The organism is Streptomyces smyrnaeus (assembly GCF_017676345.1).
GTDB classification, from domain to species: domain Bacteria; phylum Actinomycetota; class Actinomycetes; order Streptomycetales; family Streptomycetaceae; genus Streptomyces; species Streptomyces smyrnaeus.
On sequence record NZ_JAFFZM010000034.1, the window covers coordinates 26,104 to 48,134 of the forward strand.

The window sequence follows — 22,031 nt, forward strand, 5'->3', positions numbered from 1 at the left end:
CATTCGTCCGCGCACACACCAGGTGAACAGCGAACGGGAGCGTAGCCCGTGACAGATCAGGCGGTGCAGCCCACGACCGCGGGGCCGGGCCCCCGCCCGTTCACCGGCCGCGACCGCGAACTTCGCGCACTGCGCGAGGACATCGAACGCGCCGGGCTGCACACGCTCTCCGGTCACCCTCCCGCGCAGAGCCGGGTGCTGCTGATCGCCGGGGCTCCCGGCTCCGGCCGCACCGCGCTGGCCGAGGAATTCGTCCGGCGGATCGCCGACCGCTATCCGGGCGGAGTGCTGCGGGCGCGCCTCACCGAGCCGGGCGGTACCCCGGTGCCCGTCGAGCGCGCGGCACGCGACCTGCTGGTGGCCCTCTCCCGGCTGGGCACGCCCTACGCCGGAAACACCGGAAACCCCGGAAACGCTGCAATCGCCGCGGAGGCCGGGAAGACCGGCAAGGACCCGGCGGAAGCCCTCCCCGTCGCGGTGCCACCGCCCGGCGCCGACGAAGCCGTTGTCGCGGAGGCCTTCCGCGCCGCCCTCACCCGTCGCGGCCGTACGATCCTGCTGCTCGACGACGTGGCCCACTCCGACCAGGTGCTCGACCTGGCGCCGGAGAACCGGGACTGTCTCGTCGTCGCCGTCTCCTCCGGGCCGCTCACCGACGTGCCCGATGTGCGCCCCTGCACCCTCGGCGGTCTCGACCGGTCCGCGGCCGTCAGCCTGCTGGCCCGGCGTGCGGGCTCCTCGCCCCGGATCACCGTCGACCCGCGCAGCGCCGAGGTGCTGGCCGAGCAGTGCGGCGGTCTCCCGGCGGCGCTCACCCTGCTGGGCGGCTGGCTGGGTGCGCACCCCAAGCTCTCGGTGCTCGAAGCCACGAGGATGCTGGCCCGGAGCGATCCCGGCGGTTCCGGCGATCCCGACGGTTCCGGCGAGCCGGGCGTGCCGGGCGTGCCGGTCGGGCCGGGCGTGCCGGGTGAGCCGGTGGGGCCGGACGACGAGGAGTTCGCCAAGCCCGTCGCGCCGCGGCCTCCCGCACCGCTGGCGCGGGCCTTCCGGCTCGTCCACGACTCCCTCTCGCAGCCGCTCGCGCGGCTGCTGCGGTTGCTCGCCCTCGCACCGGCCGGGATCGTCGAACCCCAGCTGGCCTCGGCGCTCGGCGGCTGCTCGATGAGCACCGCGCACTCCGCCCTGCAGGAGTACGTACGGCTGGGTCTGCTGCGTCCGCTCGACGGCGACCGCTACCAGGTGCCCGGGTGTCTGGATCCGCTGCTGCGGGCCCGGCTGGCGGCGCACGAGCGGCCGGAAGAGGTGCTGCTGGCCCGGGCCCGGATGCTGGAGCGGCTGGTGCGCCGGCTCCAGGCGTGCAGCGCGGTGTGCGAACCGGCCGGGTCCGAGGCGCGCAGGCAGCTGGCGGGGATGCCGCGGGCGCTGCGCTTCCTGCACCCGCTGGAGGCGCGGAACTGGCTGGCAGCGCGCCGTCCGGCGCTGCTGTCGGCGGCCCGGATGGCCGTCGCGGAGGGCGGTGGGGAGCTCGACACCCTGGCCCGCCGCCTGGTCTCGGCGCTGGCCCGCGCGCTGGACGCGCACTGCGCGCCCGAGGAGGCCGAGCCGGAGCTGTACCGGCTGCACGAGCTGGTGCTGCGGGTCGCCGAGCGCAACCGGATGCACCGGGAGCGCGCCGCCGCGCTGCTCAACCTCGGCGATCTCGACGCGCAGACCGACCGCCTGGAGGACGCCCTCGTCCGCTACCGCACCGCGCTGGACGCGGCCCGCCAGGGCGGCGACGAGCGGGTCGCGGGCCGGGCGCTGGAGTCGCTGGGCGGCGGCTACGCGGAGCTGGGCGACTGGGACCGGGCCGCCGACTGGTACGGCAGGGCGCTGGCCCTGCGGCTGACCCGTGACGAGCGTGCCGACCGGGAGGCGACGGCGCGGCTGCACGGCCGGATCGGTGCCGTCCATGCCCGGGCGGAGCGCTGGGAGGAGGCGCTGCGGGCCTGGCGGGCCTCGGCGGCGGCGTTCCGCAGGCTCCAGGACCAGGGTGCCCAGGCCCGGGCGCTGGCGGAGGCGGCCCGGGTACAGGAGTTCGCGGGCCGGCCGCAGGACGCGCAGCGTACGTTCGGCCAGGCGCTGGAGGTGTCGCGGGGCGCGGGGGACGTCCGGCTGGAGGCGGCGCTCCAGCTGCGGGCCGCCGACGCCTGCGGCCGGGCCGGGAGTCTGCGGGCGGCCCAGCGGCACCGTGCGGCGGCCGCCCGGCTGCTCGGTCCGGCGGCGGCGCGGGCCGAGGCGCAGGGCGTGGGGCCGGACGCGGAACCGGGGAGGGCGGCGGCCGAGCCGGCCCGTGCGGGGACGTCGGAGCCGGTGCGGGCGGGGGAGCGCGGGTCCCCAGCGGGAGAGGCGGAACCGCGTGGTGGGTACCCGGCTCACGGCAGTGGCGAGGATCACTGAGCGACCGCCCGCGGCGCTGACAACGGCTGCGTCGCGCCCCCCCCATCAGCAACCTGCGAAACGTATAGCAATCTCGAAAAAGATCGACCGTTTGTAAGGCTGGACAGCTCAGCTTCCTTCATTAGACTGGTCGAGCCGCGGTCCCCCCGGTGTTTTCGAGCATGCGCGACCCGGCTTTCTCTGCCTTCTGCACCCTGAGTGAAGGACCGTGATCGACGTGAAGGTCGGTATCCCCCGCGAGGTCAAGAACAACGAGTTCCGTGTCGCCATCACCCCGGCCGGGGTCAACGAGCTGGTGCGGAACGGTCACGAGGTGTTCGTGGAGCAGGAGGCCGGAGCCGGCTCCTCCATCCCCGACGCGGAGTACACCGCCGCCGGCGCCACCATCCTGGGGACGGCCGACGAGGTGTGGGCCACCGCCGACCTGCTGCTGAAGGTCAAGGAGCCGGTGGCCGAGGAGTACCACAGGCTCCGCAAGGACCAGACGCTCTTCACCTACCTCCACCTCGCCGCCTCCCGCGAGTGCACCGACGCACTGCTGGAGTCGGGCACCACGGCCATCGCCTACGAGACGGTCGAGCCGGCCAACCGGACGCTGCCGCTGCTGGCCCCGATGTCCGAGGTCGCGGGCCGGATCGCCCCGCAGGTCGGCGCCTACCACCTGATGGCCTCCGCCGGCGGCCGCGGAGTGCTGCCCGGCGGTGTGCCCGGAGTGAACCCGGGCCGCGCGGTGGTCATCGGCGGCGGCGTCTCCGGCTGGAACGCCACCCAGATCGCCGTCGGTCTCGGCTTCCACGTCACGCTGCTCGACAAGGACGTCAACAAGCTCCGCGAGGCCGACAAGATCTTCGGCAACCGGGTGCGCACCATCACCTCCAACGCCTTCGAGCTGGAGCGAGCGGTGCTGGAGGCCGACCTGGTCGTGGGCGCCGTGCTGATCCCGGGTGCCAAGGCGCCGAAGCTGATCAGCAACGACCTCGTCTCGCGGATGAAGCCGGGAAGTGTTCTTGTCGACATCGCGATCGACCAGGGCGGCTGCTTCGAGGACTCGCGGCCGACCACCCACGCCGAGCCGACCTTCCGCGTCCACGACTCGGTCTTCTACTGCGTCGCCAACATGCCCGGCGCCGTGCCCAACACCTCCACCCACGCGCTGACCAACGCCACGCTGCCCTACATCGTGGAGCTGGCCAACCGCGGCTGGCGGGAGGCGCTGCGCCGCGACCCGGCGCTGGCCAAGGGCCTCAACGCGCATGACGGGGAGCTCACTTACGGCCCGGTCGGCGAGGCGCACGAGATGCCGGTGCGCGACATCGCGACGCTGCTGGGCTGAGCCCCGGCCGACCGGCTGGCCGGCGCGAGGGCCGGGACAGGGCCCGGCCGGGGTCAACCCCCGGCGTCAACGTCGGCAACCTCACGTCACCGTCCGGACCTTGGAGGGAAGGTCCGGACGGTGACGTCGTCGTGTCCGCGAGACGGCGACCCGACTTGCCCGTAACGTAACTGTCCGACCTTTTTGCTCACCCGGGAAACCACCCGGACGTCACCCGGGAGCCTCTTGACATCAGGGGGCCCGCATACCGACACATCGGGCCGTCTGAGGCGGATTGTGTTGCTGCGGACCGCCGACACGCCATAGAGTCGCCAACCGTCGGCATGGTGTCACGCTGACTAGTCGAGAAATTTCCTGGTCACCATTGGAGGTACGACGACTTGTGAACGAGTCGACATTTTCTCCCGGGGGTGGTCAACCAGGAGCGCCTGTACGAGGCCAGGGGTCCTCAGGTCCCACAGGACCCGAGGGTGTCGGCTCCGTCGCTGTCCGCACCTTCGCAGCCCACCAGAACCCGACGCCCATGACAGCCAACCAGAGCACGGACGGCCAACACGTGAACGCCACGGCCGGCGACGCTGCGAACGGTCAGTCCGCCGAGCGTTTCGCCGACTACAGTGACCCGCACTACGACCCCGCCTACGGCGAACTGCCCGAGGGTCACTTCTACGATCCGGACGCGGAGTACGAACCCGATCCGGAGTACGCGGCCACGCTCGCGCCCGACGCCGCGCGCCAGCGGCGTGAGCGCATCGGTCCGACCGGGCGCCCGCTGCCGTACTTCCCGATCCCGGGCCCGGTGAACGAGCACGGCCCGGCCAAGATCATCGCGATGTGCAACCAGAAGGGCGGGGTCGGCAAGACGACCTCGACCATCAACCTGGGCGCGGCGCTGGCCGAGTACGGACGGCGGGTGCTGCTCGTCGACTTCGACCCGCAGGGCGCCCTCTCCGTCGGCCTCGGCGTCAACCCGATGGAGCTGGACCTGACGGTCTACAACCTCCTGATGGAGCGCGGCCTGGCCCCGGACGAGGTGCTGCTCAAGACCGCGGTCGCCGGGATGGACCTGCTGCCGAGCAACATCGACCTGTCGGCGGCCGAGGTGCAGCTCGTCAGCGAAGTGGCCCGCGAGTCGACGCTCCAGCGTGCCCTGGGCCCGCTGCTCAACGACTACGACTTCATCGTCATCGACTGCCAGCCCTCGCTCGGCCTGCTCACCGTCAACGCCCTCACCGCGGCGCACAAGGTGATCGTTCCGCTGGAGTGCGAGTTCTTCGCACTGCGCGGTGTCGCGCTGCTGACCGAGACGATCGAGAAGGTCCAGGAGCGGCTCAACCCACAGCTCGAACTGGACGGCATCCTGGCGACGATGTACGACTCGCGGACGGTGCACAGCCGTGAAGTGCTTGCGCGGGTCGTGGAGGCGTTCGACGACAACGTCTACCACACCGTCATCGGGCGCACCGTCCGCTTCCCCGAGACCACCGTCGCGGGCGAGCCGATCACGACGTACGCCTCCAACTCCGTCGGTGCCGCCGCCTATCGCCAGCTCGCCAGGGAGGTGCTCGCCCGGTGCCACGCCGAGTGAGTCTCCCGGCAGCCGACGAACTGTTCCGTACGACCGGCGGTGCCGCCGTACAGCCCTCGGCGCCGCAGCAGGAGGAGCCCGCGCAGGTCGGGCAGGCGAACGGGGAGACGCCGTCGGCCCAGCCGTCGGCGGGTCCCTCGGCAGCCGCCTCGTCCCGTGGCCCCAAGGTGCCCGCACCCGCCTCCGAGCCCGACCCGGAGGCCGGCGCCGCCGAACAGCAGCCGACGGCCGAGGCCGGCGGCGACTTCGGGGGCTACGCGGGGAACGAGTCGGCCAACGGCGGCCGGCGCACGGCCCGCGGGGCGCGGGGCGGCACCAGGACGGACGAGCAGCGTCCGGCCGGCTCGCCCCAACAGGCCGTTCCCGCACCCGCCGAGCGGACCGGCCGCCGTGGCAGCGCGGCCAAGGGCCGCCAGGCGACGGGCTCTTCCGCTCCTGCCGCGTCCTCCACCGGCTCCGCGGCGCCCGCGGCCTCCCGCCGCGGCCGGGCCGCCCGCCGTCCCAGCGGACGCGAACGGCACGACGAGAAGATCACCGTCTATGTCTCGGCCGAGGAACTGATGGACCTCGAGCACGCCCGGCTGGTGCTGCGCGGCGAGCACGGACTCGCCGTCGACCGCGGGCGGATCGTGCGCGAGGCCGTCGCCGTGGTGCTGGCCGATCTCGAATCCCGGGGAGACGCGAGCATTCTCGTACGGCGGTTGCGCGGGCGCTGACCTGCTTGCCAGTACGCTGCCTGCGATGCCCACTCCTGACGACGCACTCCGCAGCCGGGGCTCCCGCCGACCGCTGGGGCGGGGGCCCGGAGCGGCGTACGAGTCGGAGCGGGCGACCGCGGACCCACCGGAGCCCGTCGTCGGGGCGGAATCGGCGCCCCCGGCGGCACCGAAGGTGCCCGCCCCGGCCGCTCCAGCGCCCGTACCGCAGCAGCCTGTTGCCGAGCCCGAGCCCGAGCCCGAGCCCGAGCCCGAGCCCGAGCCCGAGCCCGAGCCCGAGCCCGAGCCCGAGCCCGAGGCCGGGCCCGAGCCGCAGCCGGAGGCGGCGCCCGGGTCCGAGCCGGAGGCCGAGGAGGAGGCCGACGACGGCCGGTTCAGAGTCGTCCTGGACAACTTCGAAGGACCCTTCGACCTGTTGCTCCAGCTGATCTCCAAGCACAAGCTGGACGTCACCGAAGTCGCGCTCTCCAAGGTCACCGACGAGTTCATGGCCCATATCCGCGCCATGGGCCCGGAGTGGGACCTCGACCAGGCCACCGAGTTCCTCGTCGTCGCCGCCACCCTGCTCGACCTGAAGGCCGCCCGGCTGCTGCCGCAGGCCGAGGTGGAGGACGAGGCCGATCTGGCACTGCTGGAGGCCCGGGACCTGCTCTTCGCGCGGCTGCTCCAATACCGCGCCTACAAGGAGATCGCCGGTATCTTCGCGGCCCGGCTGGACGAGGAGGCCCGGCGCTTTCCCCGCACCGTCGGCCTGGAGGAGCAGCACGCCGAGCTGCTGCCCGAAGTGGCGCTCAGCGTCGGCCCGGAGGGTTTCGCCGAACTGGCCGTCAAGGCGATGCGGCCCAAACCCAAGCCTCAGGTCTACGTCGAGCACATCCACGCCCCGCTCGTCAGCGTCCGCGAACAGGCGGAAGTGGTCGTGGCGCGGCTGCGGGAGCGGGGCGAGGCCAGCTTCCAGGAGCTCACCGAGGACGCGCCCGACACCCTCACGGTCGTCGCCCGCTTCCTCGCGCTGCTGGAGCTGTATCGCGAGCGGGCCGTCGCGCTGGAGCAGGACGAGGCGCTGGGGGCGCTCCTCGTCAGATGGAGCGGCACGGCGGACACCGAACCGCTGGTGACCGACGAGTTCGACCAGGAGCCAGGGGAGCGCAAGGATGACTGAGATCACCGAGCCCGGCGAGGCGCCCGGGAGCGAAGGGGCCGCAGCGGGCTACGAGGTGCAGGAGGCGGCCGCGGAGACGGGCGGGACGCCCGCGGACCCCGCCGGAGGCTCCGAGGTCGCACAGCTGCCGCTGAAGCCCGCGCTGGAGGCCGTCCTGATGGTCGTGGACGAGCCCGCCACCCCCGAACATCTGGCCAAGGTGCTGGAGCGGCGCCCCCGCGAGGTCTCCGACGCGCTGCGCGAGCTGGCGGACGAGTACACGACCCAGGGCCGCGGCTTCGAACTGCGGCTGGTCGCGGGGGGTTGGCGCTTCTACACACGCGGTGACTACGCGGACGCGGTCGAACGCTTTGTCCTGGACGGGCAGCAGGCGCGGCTGACCCAGGCGGCCCTGGAGACCCTGGCGGTGGTCGCCTACCGGCAGCCGGTCAGCCGCTCCAGGGTCTCGGCCGTACGCGGAGTGAACTGCGACGGCGTGATGCGCACCCTCCTGCAGCGGGGTCTGGTGGAGGAGGTGGGCGCGGAACCCGAAACAGGTGCGATCCTTTACAGGACGACGCATTACTTTCTGGAGCGGATGGGCCTGCGCGGCCTGGACGAGCTTCCGGAGCTGGCGCCCTTCCTTCCGGAAGCGGAAGCCGTGGAGGGGGAGACCCAGGAAGGCATGCCGTCGTTCGACGTAGACGATCCTTCCCCCGACTCCCAGACGGAACATTGATGCGAAGCAGTGGCAGGAACACCGGCGGTAACCGAGGCGGCAAGCAGGGCGGCGCGGGCCGCGCCGGCCAGGGGGGCCGGCGCGGGCAGGACGGCCAGCGCGGGCAGGGCGCCCCACGAGGCCAGCGGAGCCAGGGCGGGCAGCGAGGGCGGCAGTCCTCCTCCGACGCCCGGCCGCTCCGCCCCGAGGAGCGCCGCTACACCCAGGGCGGCGCCAAGCCCGGCGGCGGGCCCGGTGCCAAGCCGGGCGGCGGTCCCAAGGCGGGGGGCGGTCCCAAGGCGGGCGGCCCCCGCAGCGGTGCTCCGAAGGGCACCGGCGGCAAGCCCGGCGGCGCCAAGAGCAACGTGCGCAAGGACGTGACCAAGAGCGGCGCCCCCAAGGCGCGCGCCCGCAAGGCCTCGGCGCCCGCGCGCCCCCGCGAGTACGAGGCGCAGATCGAGGAGCGCAACCGGGCCCGGCACACCAAGCCGCCGGTCAAGCTCCCCAAGACCTTCGGGGAGCAGGAGGGCGAGCGCCTGCAGAAGGTGCTGGCCCGCGCGGGCATGGGCTCCCGGCGTGCCTGCGAGGAGCTCGTGGACCAGGCCAGGGTCGAGGTCAACGGCGAGATCGTCCGCGAGCAGGGGCTGCGTGTCGACCCGGACAAGGACGAGATCAAGGTCGACGGGCTGACGATCGCGACCCAGTCGCACGTCTTCTTCGCCCTCAACAAGCCCGCCGGAGTCGTCGCCTCCATGGAGGACCCGGACGGCCGCCAGTGCCTGGGCGACTACGTGCAGAACCGGGAGACCCGGCTCTTCCACGTGGGCCGTCTCGACACCGAGACGGAGGGGCTCATCCTGCTCACCAACCACGGTGAGCTGGCCCACCGCCTCACGCATCCGCGGTACGGCGTCACCAAGACCTATCTGGCCGCCATCCAGGGGCCGCTGCCGCGGGACCTCGGCAAGCAGCTGAAGTCCGGCATCCGGCTCGACGACGGATACGCCCGCGCCGACCACTTCAAGGTGGTGGAGAACACCGGGAAGAACTACCTGGTCGAGGTCTCGCTGCACGAGGGGCGCAAGCACATCGTGCGCCGGATGCTCGCCGAGGCCGGGTTCCCGGTGGACAAGCTCGTACGGACCCGCTTCGGGCCCATCGCCCTCGGTGACCAGAAGTCCGGTTGGCTCCGGCGCCTCACCAACACCGAGGTCGGCATGCTCATGCGGGAGGTCGGCCTCTAGCGGGGGCCCGGCGGGGTGGGCCGGGGCCGGGCCGGCCCCGCGCCCTGCGGCCTCACGACCACAGCGCGAACTCCACGGCGCGGCCGTCGGCATCGCGGCGCACCTCCAGCATGCCGGCCACCGCGGACCTGTTGACCCGCCCATGGATGCGCGGAGCGGGCTCCCAGCACACGCGGGCGTCCAGCCGCCGCTCGTCGATCATCAGGGCCATCACAGGACCGACGGCGTCACGGAAGTGCGCGTCGGCGACGGCGAGTGCCAGCTCCTCGTCGGCCGTACACGGGATGAACCCCTCCTCGGCCAGCGCACGCGGCGCGTACGGGCGGTCCGGGGCGTGCAACCAGTCGTCGAGCGGGACCACGTGGAAGAGCATGTCCTACTTGTACCGTCTCACTGGGCGGGCGGCCCGGACATCCGCGCGTGGCCGTACCTACCCTGACCCGGCCAGGCACAGGCACAGGCACAGGCGAGGACGAGGAGCGGCGGTGGCGGAGCGAGCAGTGCGCGCGGTGCGCGGCGCGGTGCAACTGGACCGGGACGAGGCCGAGCACATGAACGAGCGGGTCGGCCAGTTGCTGACCACGGTGCTGGAGCGCAACAACCTCGCCACCGAGGACCTGATCAGCATCTGGTTCACGGCCACCCCGGACCTGCACAGCGACTTCCCGGCAGCCGCGGCCCGCAAGCTGGGCATCGTGGACGTGCCGCTCATCTGCGCGCAGGAACTGGAGGTGGCGGGCGCGATGCCCCGGGTCGTCCGTATCCTGGCCCACACGGAGACCGAACTGCCCAGGTCCGGCATCAACCACGTCTATCTGGGCGCGGCTGCCGCACTTCGCAAGGACATCGCCCAGTAAGGATCCGCCTCGGCGGAGATCCGCAGCAGAAGGACACCGCTCGCAATGCGCACCGCCCTCGTGCTCGGCACGGGACTCATCGGCACCTCGGCCGCGCTGGCCCTGTCCGCGCGGGGAGTGAAGGTGCACCTCAGCGACCGCGACCCGGAGCGGGTCCGTACGGCCGCCGCACTGGGGGCCGGGATCGAGGGGGAGCCGGCCCCGGGGTCCCCCGTGGACCTGGCGATCGTGGCCGTCCCGCCCGCGCATCTGGCGGCGACCGTGGCCGATGTCCAGCGCCGGGGCCTCGCCCGCGGGGTCATCGACGTGGGCAGCGTCAAGGGCGGACCGCGCCGGGAGCTGATCGCACTCGGCGGCGATCTGACGACGTACCTGGGCAGCCACCCGATGTCGGGCCGGGAGCAGTCGGGGCCGCTGGCCGCGACCGCCGACCTGTTCGAGGGGCGGCCCTGGGTGCTCACCCCCACCCAGGGCACCGACACCGCCCGGGGCACCGACACCGAGGTGCTCAACCTCGCGCTGGAGCTGATCGCGCTGTGCGGGGCCGTGCCGGTGGTGATGGACGCGGACGCGCACGACCGCGCGGTCGCCCTCGTCTCGCACACCCCGCAGCTGCTGTCCACCCTGGTGGCCGCGCGGCTGGAGGAGGCCGCGGAGACGGATGTGAGGCTGTGCGGCCAGGGCATCCGGGACGTGACGAGGATCGCGGGTTCCGATCCGGGGATGTGGGTGGACATCCTGGCCGCCAACCCGGGCCCGGTGGCCGACATCCTCGCCGAGGTGGCGACCGACCTGGATGCGGCGGTGCGGGCGCTGCGCGAGCTGGACTCGGCCGACGAGGCCAAGCGGGTCAGCGGTGCGGCGGGCGTGGAGGCGCTGCTGCGCCGCGGCAACGCGGGGCGGGCCCGGGTCCCGGGCAAGCACGGCCAGGCGCCGACCGCCTACGAGACGGTGACGGTGCTGATCAGCGACCGCCCCGGACAGCTGGCCAGGATCTTCGCGGACGCGGGGTCGGTGGGCGTCAACATCGAGGACGTCCGCATCGAGCACGCGACCGGTCAGCAGGCCGGCTACATGCAGCTCATGGTGGAGCCGGGCGCGGTACCGGTGCTGGAGCAGGAGCTGCGGGAGCGCGGCTGGTCGCTGCGGCAGTGACGACGGCTACCGGCCGCCGCCCGGACGCGCGGCCTGGCGTGTCCGTGGCAGCCGGTAGCCTTGTGCGGGGACCCGGCCGGTCCCGCCCGCCCCCGTGCGCTGCCGCGCGCCGAGAGCCTCAGACCCACGAAAGGTGCCCACAACCGTGTCTGCAACCCCGGCAGTGATTGTCGCCATCGACGGCCCCTCCGGCACGGGCAAGTCGAGCACCTCCAAGGCCGTCGCGGCCCAGCTGGGGCTGAGCTACCTCGACACCGGCGCGCAGTACCGGGCGATCACCTGGTGGATGCTGAACAACGGTGTGGACGTGGCCGACCCCGACGCGATCGCGGCGGCCGCCGGCAAGCCCAGCATCGTCTCGGGCACCGACCCGCTCGCCCCGGCGATCTCCGCCGACGGCGTGGACGCCTCGGGTCCGATCCGCACCCCCGAGGTCACCGCCGCGGTCAGCGCGGTCAGTGCGGTGCCCGAGGTCCGGGAGCGCATCACCGAGCTGCAGCGGACCATCGCGGCGAAGGCGGGCGGCGGCATCGTCGTCGAGGGCCGGGACATCGGCACCACCGTGCTGCCCGACGCGGACCTGAAGGTCTTCCTCACCGCCTCGGCCGAGGCCCGGGCCGCCCGCCGCAACGGGGAGCTGAAGGCCGCCGACGGCAAGCCCGTCAGCGACCTGGCCGCCACCCAGCAGGCGCTGGCCGCGCGGGACAAGGCGGACTCCAGCCGTAAGACCTCCCCGCTGAAGAAGGCCGACGACGCCGTCGAGGTGGACACCACCGAGCTGTCGTTGGAGCAGGTCGTCGAGTGCGTCGTCACCCTGGTGGAGAAGGCGGCGGCAGGCAAGACGGGTCCCGCCGGGAGCAGGGAGAAGGCGGCCAGGTGACGGGAAGCGACTCCGCGCCGGGCGGGGCCCCGAGCGAGCGGGGCGCCGCTGTCGGCCGCCGGATCGGCATAGGGCTGATGAACTCGCTGTGGCGGCCCCGGGTGCTGGGTGCCTGGCGGGTACCGGCGACGGGTCCGGTGATCCTGGCGGGCAACCACGCGCACAACGTCGACGGACCCATGCTGATGGGCACGGCACCCCGGCCGGTGCACTTCCTGATCAAGAAGGAGGCGTTCATCGGCCCGCTCGACCCCTTTCTGCGCGGCATCGGCCAGCTCAAGGTCGACCGCAGCGCCGCCGACCGCAGCGCCGTCACCGACGCGCTGGCGGTGCTGGAGGCCGGCGGGGTGCTGGGCATCTTCCCGGAGGGCACCCGGGGCCAGGGCGACTTCGCCGCGCTGCGCGGTGGGCTGGCCTACTTCGCGCTGCGCTCCGGGGCACCCGTCGTTCCGGTCGCGGTGCTCGGCAGCGCGGACCGTGCGGGCCGGCTGATACGGGCGCTGCCGCCGCTGCGCAGCCGGATCGATGTGGTCTTCGGTGACCCGTTCACCGTGGGCGACGGCTCCGGACGGCGGACCAGGACGGCGCTGGACGAGGCCACCGTGCGGCTCCAGGAGCGGCTCGCCGGGCATCTGACCGACGCCAGGCGGCTCACCGGCCTTTGCCGGCCTCCGGCCGGGCGGTGACCCCACCCATAACACCGCTCCAGCAGCCGCGGCACCGGCAGCAGCTGTCCAGACCCGATGAACGACGAGGACGAGACGTCATGAACGACCAGATGCACCCCGCCGAAGACGGCCCCGAGCACGTCCACGGTGAGCTGGGTGACGCCGAGTTCGCCGAGTTCATGGAGCTCGCCGCGGAGGAGGGCTTCGACCAGGAGGAGGTCGAGGGCGCGCTCGGTGAGGCGGGGCACGGACCGCTGCCCGTGCTCGCCGTCGTCGGCCGCCCCAATGTCGGCAAGTCGACGCTGGTGAACCGCATCATCGGCCGCCGCGAGGCCGTGGTGGAGGACCGCCCGGGCGTCACCAGGGACCGGGTGACCTACGAGGCCGAGTGGGCGGGCCGCCGCTTCAAGGTGGTGGACACCGGCGGCTGGGAGCAGGACGTCCTGGGCATCGACGCCTCCGTCGCGGCGCAGGCCGAGTTCGCCGTCGAGGCCGCCGACGCCGTGGTGTTCGTGGTGGACGCCATGGTGGGCGCCACCGACACCGACGAGGCCGTCGTCAAGCTGCTGCGCCGCGCGGGCAAGCCCGTGGTGCTGTGCGCCAACAAGGTCGACGGCCCCTCCGGCGAGGCGGACGCCGCCTATCTGTGGTCGCTGGGCCTGGGCGAGCCGTACCCGGTCTCGGCGCTGCACGGGCGCGGTACGGGCGACATGCTGGACGAGGTGCTCAAGGTGCTGCCGGACGCGCCGCAGCAGACCTTCGGCGGCGCCCCGCTGGGCGGGCCGCGCCGGGTCGCGCTGATCGGCCGTCCCAACGTCGGCAAGTCCTCGCTGCTGAACAAGGTGGCCGGCGAGGAGCGCGTCGTCGTCAACGAGCAGGCCGGTACCACCCGCGACCCGGTGGACGAGCTGATCGAACTGGGCGGCAAGACCTGGAAGTTCGTCGACACGGCGGGCATCAGGCGGCGCGTCCATATGACCGAGGGCGCCGACTACTACGCCTCGCTGCGCACGGCGGCGGCGCTGGAGAAGGCCGAGGTCGCGGTCGTGCTGATCGACGTCAGCGAGTCGATCAGCGTGCAGGACCTGCGCATCGTCACCATGGCCGTGGAGTCCGGCCGGGCCGTGGTGCTGGCGTACAACAAGTGGGACACCCTGGACGAGGAACGCCGCTTCTACCTGGAGCGGGAGATCGAGCGGGACCTCGTACAGGTGCGCTGGGCGCCGCGGGTCAACGTCTCGGCGCGCACCGGCCGGCACATGGAGAAGCTGGTGCCGGCCATCGAGACGGCGCTGGAGAGCTGGGAGACCCGGGTTCCGACGGGAAAGCTGAACGCCTTTCTCGGTGAGATCGTCGCGGCACACCCCCACCCGGTGCGCGGCGGGAAGCAGCCGCGGATCCTCTTCGGCACCCAGGCCGGGACCAGGCCGCCGCGTTTCGTGCTGTTCGCCTCCGGCTTCCTGGAGGCCGGCTACCGCCGCTTCGTGGAGCGGCGGCTGCGTGAGGAGTTCGGCTTCGAGGGGACGCCGGTGCAGATCTCGGTACGGGTGCGCGAGAAGCGCGGCCGCAAGAAGTAGCGGAGGGCCCCGGCGCCGTCTGCGGCCCGGCCCGGGGCTTCCCGCCCCGTGCCGGGCCGGTCTCAGTGCTGGTGGCCGTGGCGGGGGGCCGGGGGCAGTGCGGGCAGGTGCCATTGGGGGGTGTGCCAGGAGCCGGCCGACGCCTCCTGGTCGCCCCACGGTCCCGTCCCCGTGCCGTGCACCGTGCCGAACCCCTCGAAGCGCAGCTCCTCCTCGCCCGTACGGTCCCCGGGCAGTGCCCGGAAGAGTCTGCGGTACTCCGCGTACAGCGAGTCGTAGATGGGGGTGGACCCTTCCGGGGACGAGCTGTGCGGTGTCCGCATCCGGGGGACCGCCGGGGCCCCGGATGCGGACACCGCGCGCCCGTGGCCGAGATGAGGTTGGTGGGCTCGGAGAGGCTCGTATTGCTGCACGTCTGCCCAACGACCGTGCGGCGTCCCGGATGCGGTCCCGTGTGACGAATGACCGGATCGCACGGGTTGCCCCTGTCTGTTCGCGCTGTCGCTCCCGGTCGCCCCCTGCGGCCGGGAGCGGTTCGCGCGCGGCGGCTGCGGGCGGCTCATGTCCCCGTCAGCGGCATCGTGCCGGCGACCAGGACGCCGCCGGCCGCCGCCTTCTCCAGCGCTTCCCGCAGCAGGTCCTCGCGGGGCTGCTGGCCGATGGAGCCGGCGGGCGCCGCGTAGACCACCACGGTGTGGCTCTTTGCCGCCGCCGTGCGCCAGCCCTCGGTGACGGCGAGCGGCTGATGGGCCTGCCACCAGGCGACCGGTTGCCCACCGGGGGTGGCGGGGGGCTGGAAGACGGCGTGCAGCTGCCCCATGGCCACCAGCACCGACCAGCCGACGACCGGCGCGGGCAGCCGTCCGACCTCGGTGACGGGCATGAAGCCCTGCTCGATCAGCAGCGGCAGGAACTCGTCGCCCGGACCGTCCGATCCGGGGCGCGCGATGGGGCCGGTGGGCTCGACGACGAGGGCGGGATGGGCGGCGTCGTCGATGAGGACCTGCCCGCAGGTGACTCCCAGCACCGCCTGGCGCGCCCCGCCCTCAGGAGCCGCCGCGCGGGAGGGGGCGGTGGGCGGTGGGACGGCCGGAGCGGGGGCGGCGGGCGCGGCAGGCGGCTCGGTCCGACCGGTGGCGGGGGAGGGTTCGTCCGCGGCGAGGGAGCGGACGGCGCCCTGGAGCTGGTCCTCGGTGACAGTCACCACCTGGGAGGGGATGCAGGCCGCGTGTGCGAAGGCGAGGACGGCGGTCTCCTCGCCGACGAACAGCACGGTGCTGGTGCGCTCCTGGTGGGTGTTGCCCCGGGCGCGGCACGAGGTGCAGTCGTAGTCTCCTGGGTCGTTCTCTCCGGCGAGCAGCCTGTCGGCTTCTGCTTCGCCGATCTCGGCGCGTACGGCGTCGCTGACATCGAGCATGGGGGACACGGGAGCTCCTGGCTTTGGGTTCCTGTTCGCCTGGACAACGGGTGATCTGTGGTCGCGGTCACGCGCGTGCGCCTGCGCGTGTCCCCTGTTCGTACGCAAGCGGTCACATAGCAGGGGGAAGAGCTCACACGCCGTCAACATGTGTGGGGGCCACGAGACTTCGGCCGGTGAAGTGACTCACAGCGAGGGGGTCGCGCTGTCAACTACTGCCCGAATTGCTGGTGTTTGGGGGGTGTCCTAAAACCGCTGTTATAGCTGGTAACCGGCGCATGGCCTGCAAAGACATGGTTCTGGTTGAAAGTCGGGCGAGACGGTCCCTACATTCCTCGGCGGTGCAACGAGCATCACCCGGGACAGGTGGAGCCGAGTGCGGGCGCCGGATGCGTCCAACGGCACTCGGCCACACGGGGGAGACACGGGGTTTCCCGGGTTCGTCGAGAGGGTTTGATTTGTCCAAGCGTCGTACAGCAGTGCTCACGGGTGCCGGTCTCGCCGCCCCGCTCGCCCTGCTCGCCGCCACGGCTCCGACGGCCTCGGCGGCGTCGAACGACGGAGTGTGGGACCGCATCGCCCAGTGCGAGAGCGGAGGGAACTGGCAGACCAACACCGGCAACGGCTACTACGGCGGTCTGCAGTTCTCGGCCGGCACCTGGAAGGCGTTCGGCGGCGGTGCCTACGCGCCCACCGCCGACAAGGCCAGCAAGGCGCAGCAGATCGCTGTGGCCACCAAGGTGCAGCAGGCTCAGGGCTGGGGCGCCTGGCCCAACTGCTCGGTCAAGGCGGGAGCCTCCGGTACGCCGCCGCAGGCGTCGCAGCCGGCCGGCGGGTCGCAGCAGTCCGGGCAGGAGTCCGCGCCGCAGGCCGGATCCCCGTCGGACGACCGCCCTGCCCCGCGCGCCGACCGCGGTTCCGCACGCGAGGGCTCCGGCAACTACACCGTCAAGGCCGGTGACACCCTCGGCTCGATCGCCGCAGCGCACGGGAAGAGCTGGAAGGACGTCTACAGCGCCAACAAGGACGTCATCGGGAACGACCCCGACCTCATCCTCGCCGGTCAGAAGCTCGACGTCTGAGCCCTGCCGGCCGGCCCACGGCCATGGGACACGGCGGCCCCGCCAGGCACGGTGCCTGGCGGGGCCGCCGTGCGTTCGGATCGCGGTTGTTCGGTGCGGCTCCCTCGCATCCTCGCGGTTCGGTCCCCGGGCGCCCGAGGCGCCGACTGAACGTCCGAAGCACAGAAGAAGTTCCCAGCACAGGGTCACAAAAGTAAAACCATTCAGAACTCTTCTGAAACAACCTGCTCAATGCGCCCAACCCTTCCCGGTACTTAACGGTCTAGCTCGGTGGCAGGCGGACAGAGGGGGACTGAACCGCGAGGATGCGTGGGACTCGGGTAAAATGCACATTTCTTTCTTGCTTCACAACGGGTACGCCATCGGGGGAACCGTCCGTACCACCTACAACCTGGCACGCTCCCTGGCCGAACACCACGACGTCGAAGTCGTCTCGGTCTTCCGGACGCGGGACCGACCCGTCTTCGACCCGGGGCCGGGGGTGAAACTACGCCATCTCGTCGACACCCGCGGGGTGCGCTCCGCCGAGGCCCTGGGCACCGAACACACCCTGCCCGCCCGGGTCTTCCCGGAGGCCGACGGCAAGTACCCGATGTACAGCGCGCTGACCGACCGCCTCATCGGGGACCATCTGGCCGGCATCGAGGCGGACGTGGTCATCGGCACCAGGCCGGGACTCAACACCCACATCGCGCGCCAGACCAGACGCGGCCCCGTACGGCTGGGCCAGGAGCACCTCACCCTCGCGACACACTCCCGCCGCCTGAAGCTCGTACTGCGCAGCGTCTATCCCCGGCTCGACGCGCTGACCACCGTCACCGAGGCCGACGCCGCCGACTACCGCCGTCTGCTGCGGCTGCCCGGGGTCCGGATCGACGCCGTGCCCAACAGTGTGCCCGACCCCGGTGTCACCCCCGCCGACGGCAACAGCAAATGGGTGGTCGCGGCGGGCAGGCTCGCCCCGGCCAAACGGTACGACCTGCTGATCCGCGCCTTCGCCAAGGTGGTGGCCGAACGCCCCGACTGGCGACTGCGCATCTACGGTGCGGGGCAGGAGCGACCGGGACTTCGCGCCCTCATCGATGAACTCGGCCTCTACAACCACGTCTTCCTCATGGGGCCCATCCACCCCATCGAGCCGGAGTGGGCCAAGGGGTCGATAGCAGCCGTCACCTCCAGCCTGGAGTCCTTCGGCATGACCATCGTGGAGGCCATGCGCTGCGGACTGCCCGTCGTCGCCACCGACTGCCCGCACGGGCCCGCCGAGATAGTCCGCCCCGGCGTCGACGGACGCCTCGTGCCGATGGGCGACGAGGACGCCGTCGCCGGGGCGCTCCTCGGCCTGATCAACGACGACGAACTGCGCCACCGCATGGGCCGGGCGGCGCTCGCCGACTCGGCGCGCTTCGACCCCGCCCACATCGGGGCCCGCTACGAGTCGCTGCTCCGCGACCTGGTCGGCAAGGGCAGCCGGGGGCTGCACCGTACCCGCGCCTCGCTGCTGAGCGGGGCCTACGCCGTCAAGGACGCGCTCACCGGCGCCGGACCGGAAACGTTCCAGGGAGGACGCACCGCATGAGCGGCAGCACCGCCGAGACCGTCACGCCCGGGGCCACGGACACCGCCCACGCCCCGCTCCCCACCGCCGCGGGGGAGAAGAACCGCCACAACGCTGGAGAATCCGTGCCCCCACAGTCCGCCCAGCGCGGCCCGGCCGTCGACTGCACCGCCGACAGCGCGGGGGGCCTGACGTTCGATCTGAGACTCTCCGCAGCCGAAGCACAGGGCGGGGACGTGGGTCTGCTGCTGCGCCGTCGCCCGGGCCCCTCGGCCGAGACGGAGGAGGTCCGGCTGCCGCTGACCCCGGTGCAGGAGGCGGAACCCGGCACGCTGCGCGCCGCGCTGCCCAGCACCGTGCGGCTGACCGAGGGCCGCTGGAACGTCTTCCTCGTGCTCGCCGGCCGCCCCCCGCGCAGACTGGCCCCCGGCGTCAACGACCTGCGCTCGCTGGTCGACCGGGTCCCGCACGAGAGCCGCAGCTGGATGGGCGTCCGCATCCCCTACGCCACCAAGCACGGCAACCTCAGCGTCCGGGCCTGGATGCGCTGGCCGCACGCGGAGGCCGGCGCGCTGCGGGTGCACGACGGCGGGCTGCGGCTGAGCGGACGGCTGTACGGGGCCGAAGTGTCCCCCAGAGCGCGGCTGGAGGCGTGGCCACGGCGCGGCGAACAGGAGCCGGTCGTCGTGGAGGCGGCGGCGGAAGGCCCCGACCAGCGCGAGTTCACCGCCGAACTGCCGTATCCGCCGCTGACCGGCTGCCGGCTGTGGGACCTGTGGCTGCGCCCCGAGAAGGACGCCGAGGCGGTGCGGGTCGCGCGCATCCTCGACGACGTTCCCGACAAGAAACGGATCTTCACCTACCCCGAGCACGCCGTCGAGCCCCGCACCGGCCCGGAGGCGGCCACCGAGCCGCCCTACGCCACCGCGAGGCCCTACTACACGCTCAACAACGACCTGGCCGTACGGGTGGACCGCACCGAGTAGCACGGCGGTGGCACCCGGCACGCCCCTCGCGGACAGGAACTGTCCGCGAGCGGTGTCAGACTCCTGCCATGCTGGATACCTCGGCACGCCTGCTACGGCTGCTCTCACTGCTGCAGACCCACCGTGACTGGTCGGGCAGCGACCTCGCCCAGCGGCTCGACGTCAGCCCACGGACCGTCCGCAGGGACGTCGACCGGCTGCGCGAACTGGGCTACCCCGTCCACTCCACCAGCGGCACGGCGGGCGGCTACCAGCTCGGTGCCGGGGCCCAACTGCCGCCGCTGCTGCTGGACGACGAGGAGGCGGTCGCCGTCGCCGTGGGGCTGCGCGGCGCGGCCGACGGCGGCGTCGACGGCATCCGGGACGCCTCCGCGCAGGCCCTGGTCAAACTGGAACAGGTCCTTCCGCACCGGCTGCGCCGCAGGGTGAGCGCGCTGAGCGAGTTCACCGTGCCGATGGTCGCCGCCCGTCGCGGCCCCGCGGTCGACGCGGGCACCCTGGCCGAGCTGGCCCACGCCTGCCGCGACCACGAGCGGCTGCGCTTCCGGTACGAGACGCACGACGGCTCCTCCTCCCGCCGTGTGGTGGAGCCGCACCGGCTGGTGACCACCCACCGCCGCTGGTATCTGGTCGGCTGGGACCTGGACCGGGCCGACTGGCGTACCTACCGGGCCGACCGCATCACGCTCACCCCGCCGCACGGGCCGCGCTTCGAGCCGCGTACACCGCCGGCCGAGGACCTGGCCGCCTGGGTGTCCGAGGGGGTCTCCACCCGGGTCTACCCCGCGCGGGCCACGGTGCTGCTGCTGGCGCCCATGGAACAGGTGGCGGAGCGGATATCGATGTCCTCCGGGACGCTGGAGCCGGTGGACGAGCACAGCTGTCTGCTGCGGACGGGAGCGGTCTCGCCGGATGCGCTGCTCGTCCATGTGCTCATGCTCGGCTTCGACTTCCAGGTGCGCGAGCCCGTGGAACTGGTGGAGTACGTCGGGCTGCTGCGGGACCGGCTGTCGCGCTCGCTGGCCCCGGAAGCCACGGGGCGGGAGGGGCGGTAATGCGCTCGTCGGCGGAAAAATTCCGAGAGTTTTAAGAAGTACTTCGCGGGCAGTTCAGAAATTCATAAGACTGTCGTCAGCACCGTTGTCCACGGCCCCGCAAACGGAATACGGAGAATCTCGAATTGCGGGCGGGGCGGGCGCTCACAAGCCCCGTACGAGTGAAGCGGGCAACGGGTCGGCGTGCACCGAGCGTTGTGACGCAAGCGTGACGCCGCCGCTGCGAAGGCGGGACTTCCGGCTGCCTGGCCGGTGCGCATACGGTGGTCGTATGGCACCGGAATCCCCCGCACCCCGACCCCCCGACGACGACCCGGCCGGGTATGTCGGCCTCGCCGCCCAGGAGGCTGAACGGCGCGCCCGGGAGCGCGGCTGGACCACTGTGCGGCAATTGGCGCCGGACGCGATCATCACCATGGAGTACGTCACGGGCCGGCTGAACCTGGCGGTCAAGGACGGCCAGGTGGTGCGCTGCTGGCCGGGCTGACGCTCGTCGCCGTCGCCGACCGGCGTCGGCGTGGGAGGACCGGGCAGGTCACCCCGGCCGGGCAGGTCTCAGTAACGGGAGGAGGCCGGGGCGCGCGCCTCGTCGGCGGCGCGCGGCATCGCCGCGCGGGTGCCGTTCCCGGAGTCCTGCGTCGGCACCCGCGCGCCGACCAGGGACTGCCGCGCGGGCACCGGCTGTGCGGCGGGCGGGGCCGGGTTCGGCGCCAGCCATGACCCCGCCGTGCTGAACCGTTCACGCAGCGCGAAGACCAGTGCCTCCACCCGCGCGATGGCCGGTTCGCACCAGGGCAGTCCGAGGAGGATCAGCAGTCCGGCCGCCCAGCCGAGGAGTACGTCGCTCACCCAGTGCGTACCGAGGTAGACGGTGGTCGCGCCCACACCGAGCGCGAAGACGGCGGCGACGACGGACAGCCATCGGCGAGCCCGCGGGGTGGTGGCCAGATAGGCGAGAATGCCCCAGGTCACCACGGCGTTGGCGGTGTGGCCCGAAGGAAATATATCGCCGCCGGCCCACAGTTCGGCCGAACCGACCTCGGTCGCGTAGTGCGGCCCCAGCCGGCCCAGACCGATCTTGACCGCACCGACCGAGGCGTTGAGCAGCAGCAGCGCGAACCCCAGCGCCAGCAGCGGCCGCAGCGTGCGCTGCCGCCAGGAGCGCCAGCCCAGCCAGGCGGCGACCAGCACCGCCGTGGGTCCGCGTTGGCCCAGCACCACGAAGGCGTCCAGGAAGCCGTGGATGGCGGGCCACTGCTTGTACGGGCGGAAGAGCATGACCTGCCAGTCGAGCTGCACCAGCCACGTCGTGCCCAGCACGGCAACCACGATCGCCAGATAGAAGGCGACCGTGGCGCTGAACAGGCCCAGCCGGACAGGGCTCATCCGCGGGAAGGGCCCGCGGGGGCGATGAGGCTCCTGCTCCAGCCGGGAGAAGATTCGGTCGGTACGCACCTAATCGAGATTACCGGGCGTGAAGAGCCGCTTCGGCGATGGCGGCCCCTTCGTGATGCCGATGTGATGTGCAAAAGCGCCCCGCGCGGGCTTAGGTTCTGTTTATCTCCCGCGTTTCCGGCGCCGATTGATTGTCCGACCGGACCGTGAAGCGACTTCGCT

21 protein-coding genes are annotated in these 22,031 nt (G+C 72.6%); 17 read left to right on the plus strand and 4 right to left on the minus strand.

Annotation, left to right across the window (positions count from 1 at the left end):
- Nucleotides 1–48 precede the first annotated feature (48 nt).
- From JW613_RS33235 to JW613_RS33265, 7 genes are all read left to right on the plus strand, one after another.
- The gene (locus JW613_RS33235; protein ID WP_209214584.1) at nucleotides 49–2,439 is read left to right on the plus strand and encodes a tetratricopeptide repeat protein; all 2,391 of its coding nucleotides are present in this window, start codon (nucleotides 49–51) and stop codon (nucleotides 2,437–2,439) included.
- A gap of 217 nt (nucleotides 2,440–2,656) precedes the next feature.
- Nucleotides 2,657–3,772: an alanine dehydrogenase gene (gene ald, locus JW613_RS33240; RefSeq protein WP_209214614.1), complete on the plus strand. Its 1,116-nt coding sequence runs from the start codon at nucleotides 2,657–2,659 to the stop codon at nucleotides 3,770–3,772.
- Between the two features lie 523 nt (nucleotides 3,773–4,295).
- Complete coding sequence (locus JW613_RS33245; protein WP_221505939.1) at nucleotides 4,296–5,360, plus strand: ParA family protein; 1,065 nt, start codon at nucleotides 4,296–4,298, stop codon at nucleotides 5,358–5,360.
- Nucleotides 5,357–6,076, plus strand: coding sequence for a hypothetical protein (locus tag JW613_RS33250; RefSeq protein WP_209214585.1), 720 nt, complete (start codon nucleotides 5,357–5,359; stop codon nucleotides 6,074–6,076). Before JW613_RS33245 ends, JW613_RS33250 begins: the two co-directional genes overlap by 4 nt.
- A 25-nt stretch (nucleotides 6,077–6,101) precedes the next feature.
- Nucleotides 6,102–7,238 carry a segregation and condensation protein A gene (locus JW613_RS33255; RefSeq protein ID WP_209214586.1) on the plus strand — a complete coding sequence of 379 codons (1,137 nt, stop codon included), beginning with the start codon at nucleotides 6,102–6,104 and terminating at the stop codon, nucleotides 7,236–7,238.
- The gene (gene scpB / locus JW613_RS33260; RefSeq protein ID WP_245226735.1) at nucleotides 7,231–7,956 is read left to right on the plus strand and encodes an SMC-Scp complex subunit ScpB; all 726 of its coding nucleotides are present in this window, start codon (nucleotides 7,231–7,233) and stop codon (nucleotides 7,954–7,956) included. The genes JW613_RS33255 and scpB overlap by 8 nt, the downstream gene beginning before the upstream one ends.
- The gene (locus tag JW613_RS33265; protein WP_209214587.1) at nucleotides 7,956–9,179 is read left to right on the plus strand and encodes a pseudouridine synthase; all 1,224 of its coding nucleotides are present in this window, start codon (nucleotides 7,956–7,958) and stop codon (nucleotides 9,177–9,179) included. Before scpB ends, JW613_RS33265 begins: the two co-directional genes overlap by 1 nt.
- A 52-nt stretch (nucleotides 9,180–9,231) precedes the next feature.
- On the opposite strand, the gene JW613_RS33270 is transcribed toward JW613_RS33265, so the two are convergent.
- Nucleotides 9,232–9,552 (minus strand): DUF952 domain-containing protein, encoded by a 321-nt coding sequence (locus JW613_RS33270; protein ID WP_099879250.1) that lies wholly within the window; start codon nucleotides 9,550–9,552, stop codon nucleotides 9,232–9,234.
- A 112-nt stretch (nucleotides 9,553–9,664) separates the two neighbouring features.
- On the opposite strand from JW613_RS33270, the gene aroH reads away from it, so the two are divergent.
- The 5 genes from aroH to der all read left to right on the plus strand — a co-directional run bounded on the left by aroH (nucleotide 9,665) and on the right by der (nucleotide 14,316).
- On the plus strand, nucleotides 9,665–10,036 hold the full coding sequence (gene aroH / locus JW613_RS33275; RefSeq protein WP_209214588.1) for a chorismate mutase: 372 nt from the start codon (nucleotides 9,665–9,667) through the stop codon (nucleotides 10,034–10,036).
- 45 nt (nucleotides 10,037–10,081) lie between these two features.
- The gene (locus JW613_RS33280) at nucleotides 10,082–11,191 is read left to right on the plus strand and encodes a prephenate dehydrogenase (protein WP_209214589.1); all 1,110 of its coding nucleotides are present in this window, start codon (nucleotides 10,082–10,084) and stop codon (nucleotides 11,189–11,191) included.
- A 163-nt stretch (nucleotides 11,192–11,354) separates the two neighbouring features.
- Nucleotides 11,355–12,071, plus strand: coding sequence for a (d)CMP kinase (gene cmk, locus JW613_RS33285; RefSeq protein ID WP_209214618.1), 717 nt, complete (start codon nucleotides 11,355–11,357; stop codon nucleotides 12,069–12,071).
- Nucleotides 12,068–12,757, plus strand: coding sequence for a lysophospholipid acyltransferase family protein (locus tag JW613_RS33290; RefSeq protein WP_307866139.1), 690 nt, complete (start codon nucleotides 12,068–12,070; stop codon nucleotides 12,755–12,757). The genes cmk and JW613_RS33290 overlap by 4 nt, the downstream gene beginning before the upstream one ends.
- Before the next feature lie 80 nt (nucleotides 12,758–12,837).
- On the plus strand, nucleotides 12,838–14,316 hold the full coding sequence (der, locus tag JW613_RS33295) for a ribosome biogenesis GTPase Der (protein ID WP_209214590.1): 1,479 nt from the start codon (nucleotides 12,838–12,840) through the stop codon (nucleotides 14,314–14,316).
- A gap of 62 nt (nucleotides 14,317–14,378) precedes the next feature.
- Here der and JW613_RS33300 read toward each other — a convergent pair whose 3' ends face one another.
- Nucleotides 14,379–14,639: a hypothetical protein gene (locus JW613_RS33300; RefSeq protein ID WP_209214591.1), complete on the minus strand. Its 261-nt coding sequence runs from the start codon at nucleotides 14,637–14,639 to the stop codon at nucleotides 14,379–14,381.
- A gap of 236 nt (nucleotides 14,640–14,875) precedes the next feature.
- On the minus strand, nucleotides 14,876–15,733 hold the full coding sequence (locus JW613_RS33305) for a DUF8842 C-terminal domain-containing protein (protein ID WP_209214622.1): 858 nt from the start codon (nucleotides 15,731–15,733) through the stop codon (nucleotides 14,876–14,878).
- Between the two features lie 458 nt (nucleotides 15,734–16,191).
- Here JW613_RS33305 and JW613_RS33310 point away from each other — a divergent pair, with 458 nt between their 5' ends.
- The 5 genes from JW613_RS33310 (at nucleotide 16,192) to JW613_RS33330 (ending at nucleotide 20,901) form a co-directional block, all read left to right on the plus strand.
- Nucleotides 16,192–16,815, plus strand: a complete 624-nt coding sequence (locus tag JW613_RS33310; protein WP_245226737.1) for a transglycosylase family protein — start codon at nucleotides 16,192–16,194, stop codon at nucleotides 16,813–16,815.
- Between the two features lie 325 nt (nucleotides 16,816–17,140).
- Nucleotides 17,141–18,394, plus strand: a complete 1,254-nt coding sequence (locus JW613_RS33315; protein WP_209214593.1) for a glycosyltransferase family 4 protein — start codon at nucleotides 17,141–17,143, stop codon at nucleotides 18,392–18,394.
- On the plus strand, nucleotides 18,391–19,359 hold the full coding sequence (locus tag JW613_RS33320; protein ID WP_209214594.1) for a hypothetical protein: 969 nt from the start codon (nucleotides 18,391–18,393) through the stop codon (nucleotides 19,357–19,359). Before JW613_RS33315 ends, JW613_RS33320 begins: the two co-directional genes overlap by 4 nt.
- Before the next feature lie 68 nt (nucleotides 19,360–19,427).
- Nucleotides 19,428–20,414, plus strand: coding sequence for a helix-turn-helix transcriptional regulator (locus JW613_RS33325; protein WP_209214595.1), 987 nt, complete (start codon nucleotides 19,428–19,430; stop codon nucleotides 20,412–20,414).
- A gap of 271 nt (nucleotides 20,415–20,685) precedes the next feature.
- Nucleotides 20,686–20,901, plus strand: a complete 216-nt coding sequence (locus JW613_RS33330; RefSeq protein ID WP_209214596.1) for an I78 family peptidase inhibitor — start codon at nucleotides 20,686–20,688, stop codon at nucleotides 20,899–20,901.
- A 68-nt stretch (nucleotides 20,902–20,969) separates the two neighbouring features.
- Here the strand turns inward: JW613_RS33330 and JW613_RS33335 are convergent, their stop codons facing one another.
- Nucleotides 20,970–21,869: a phosphatase PAP2 family protein gene (locus JW613_RS33335; protein WP_307866140.1), complete on the minus strand. Its 900-nt coding sequence runs from the start codon at nucleotides 21,867–21,869 to the stop codon at nucleotides 20,970–20,972.
- Nucleotides 21,870–22,031: the final 162 nt, after the last annotated feature.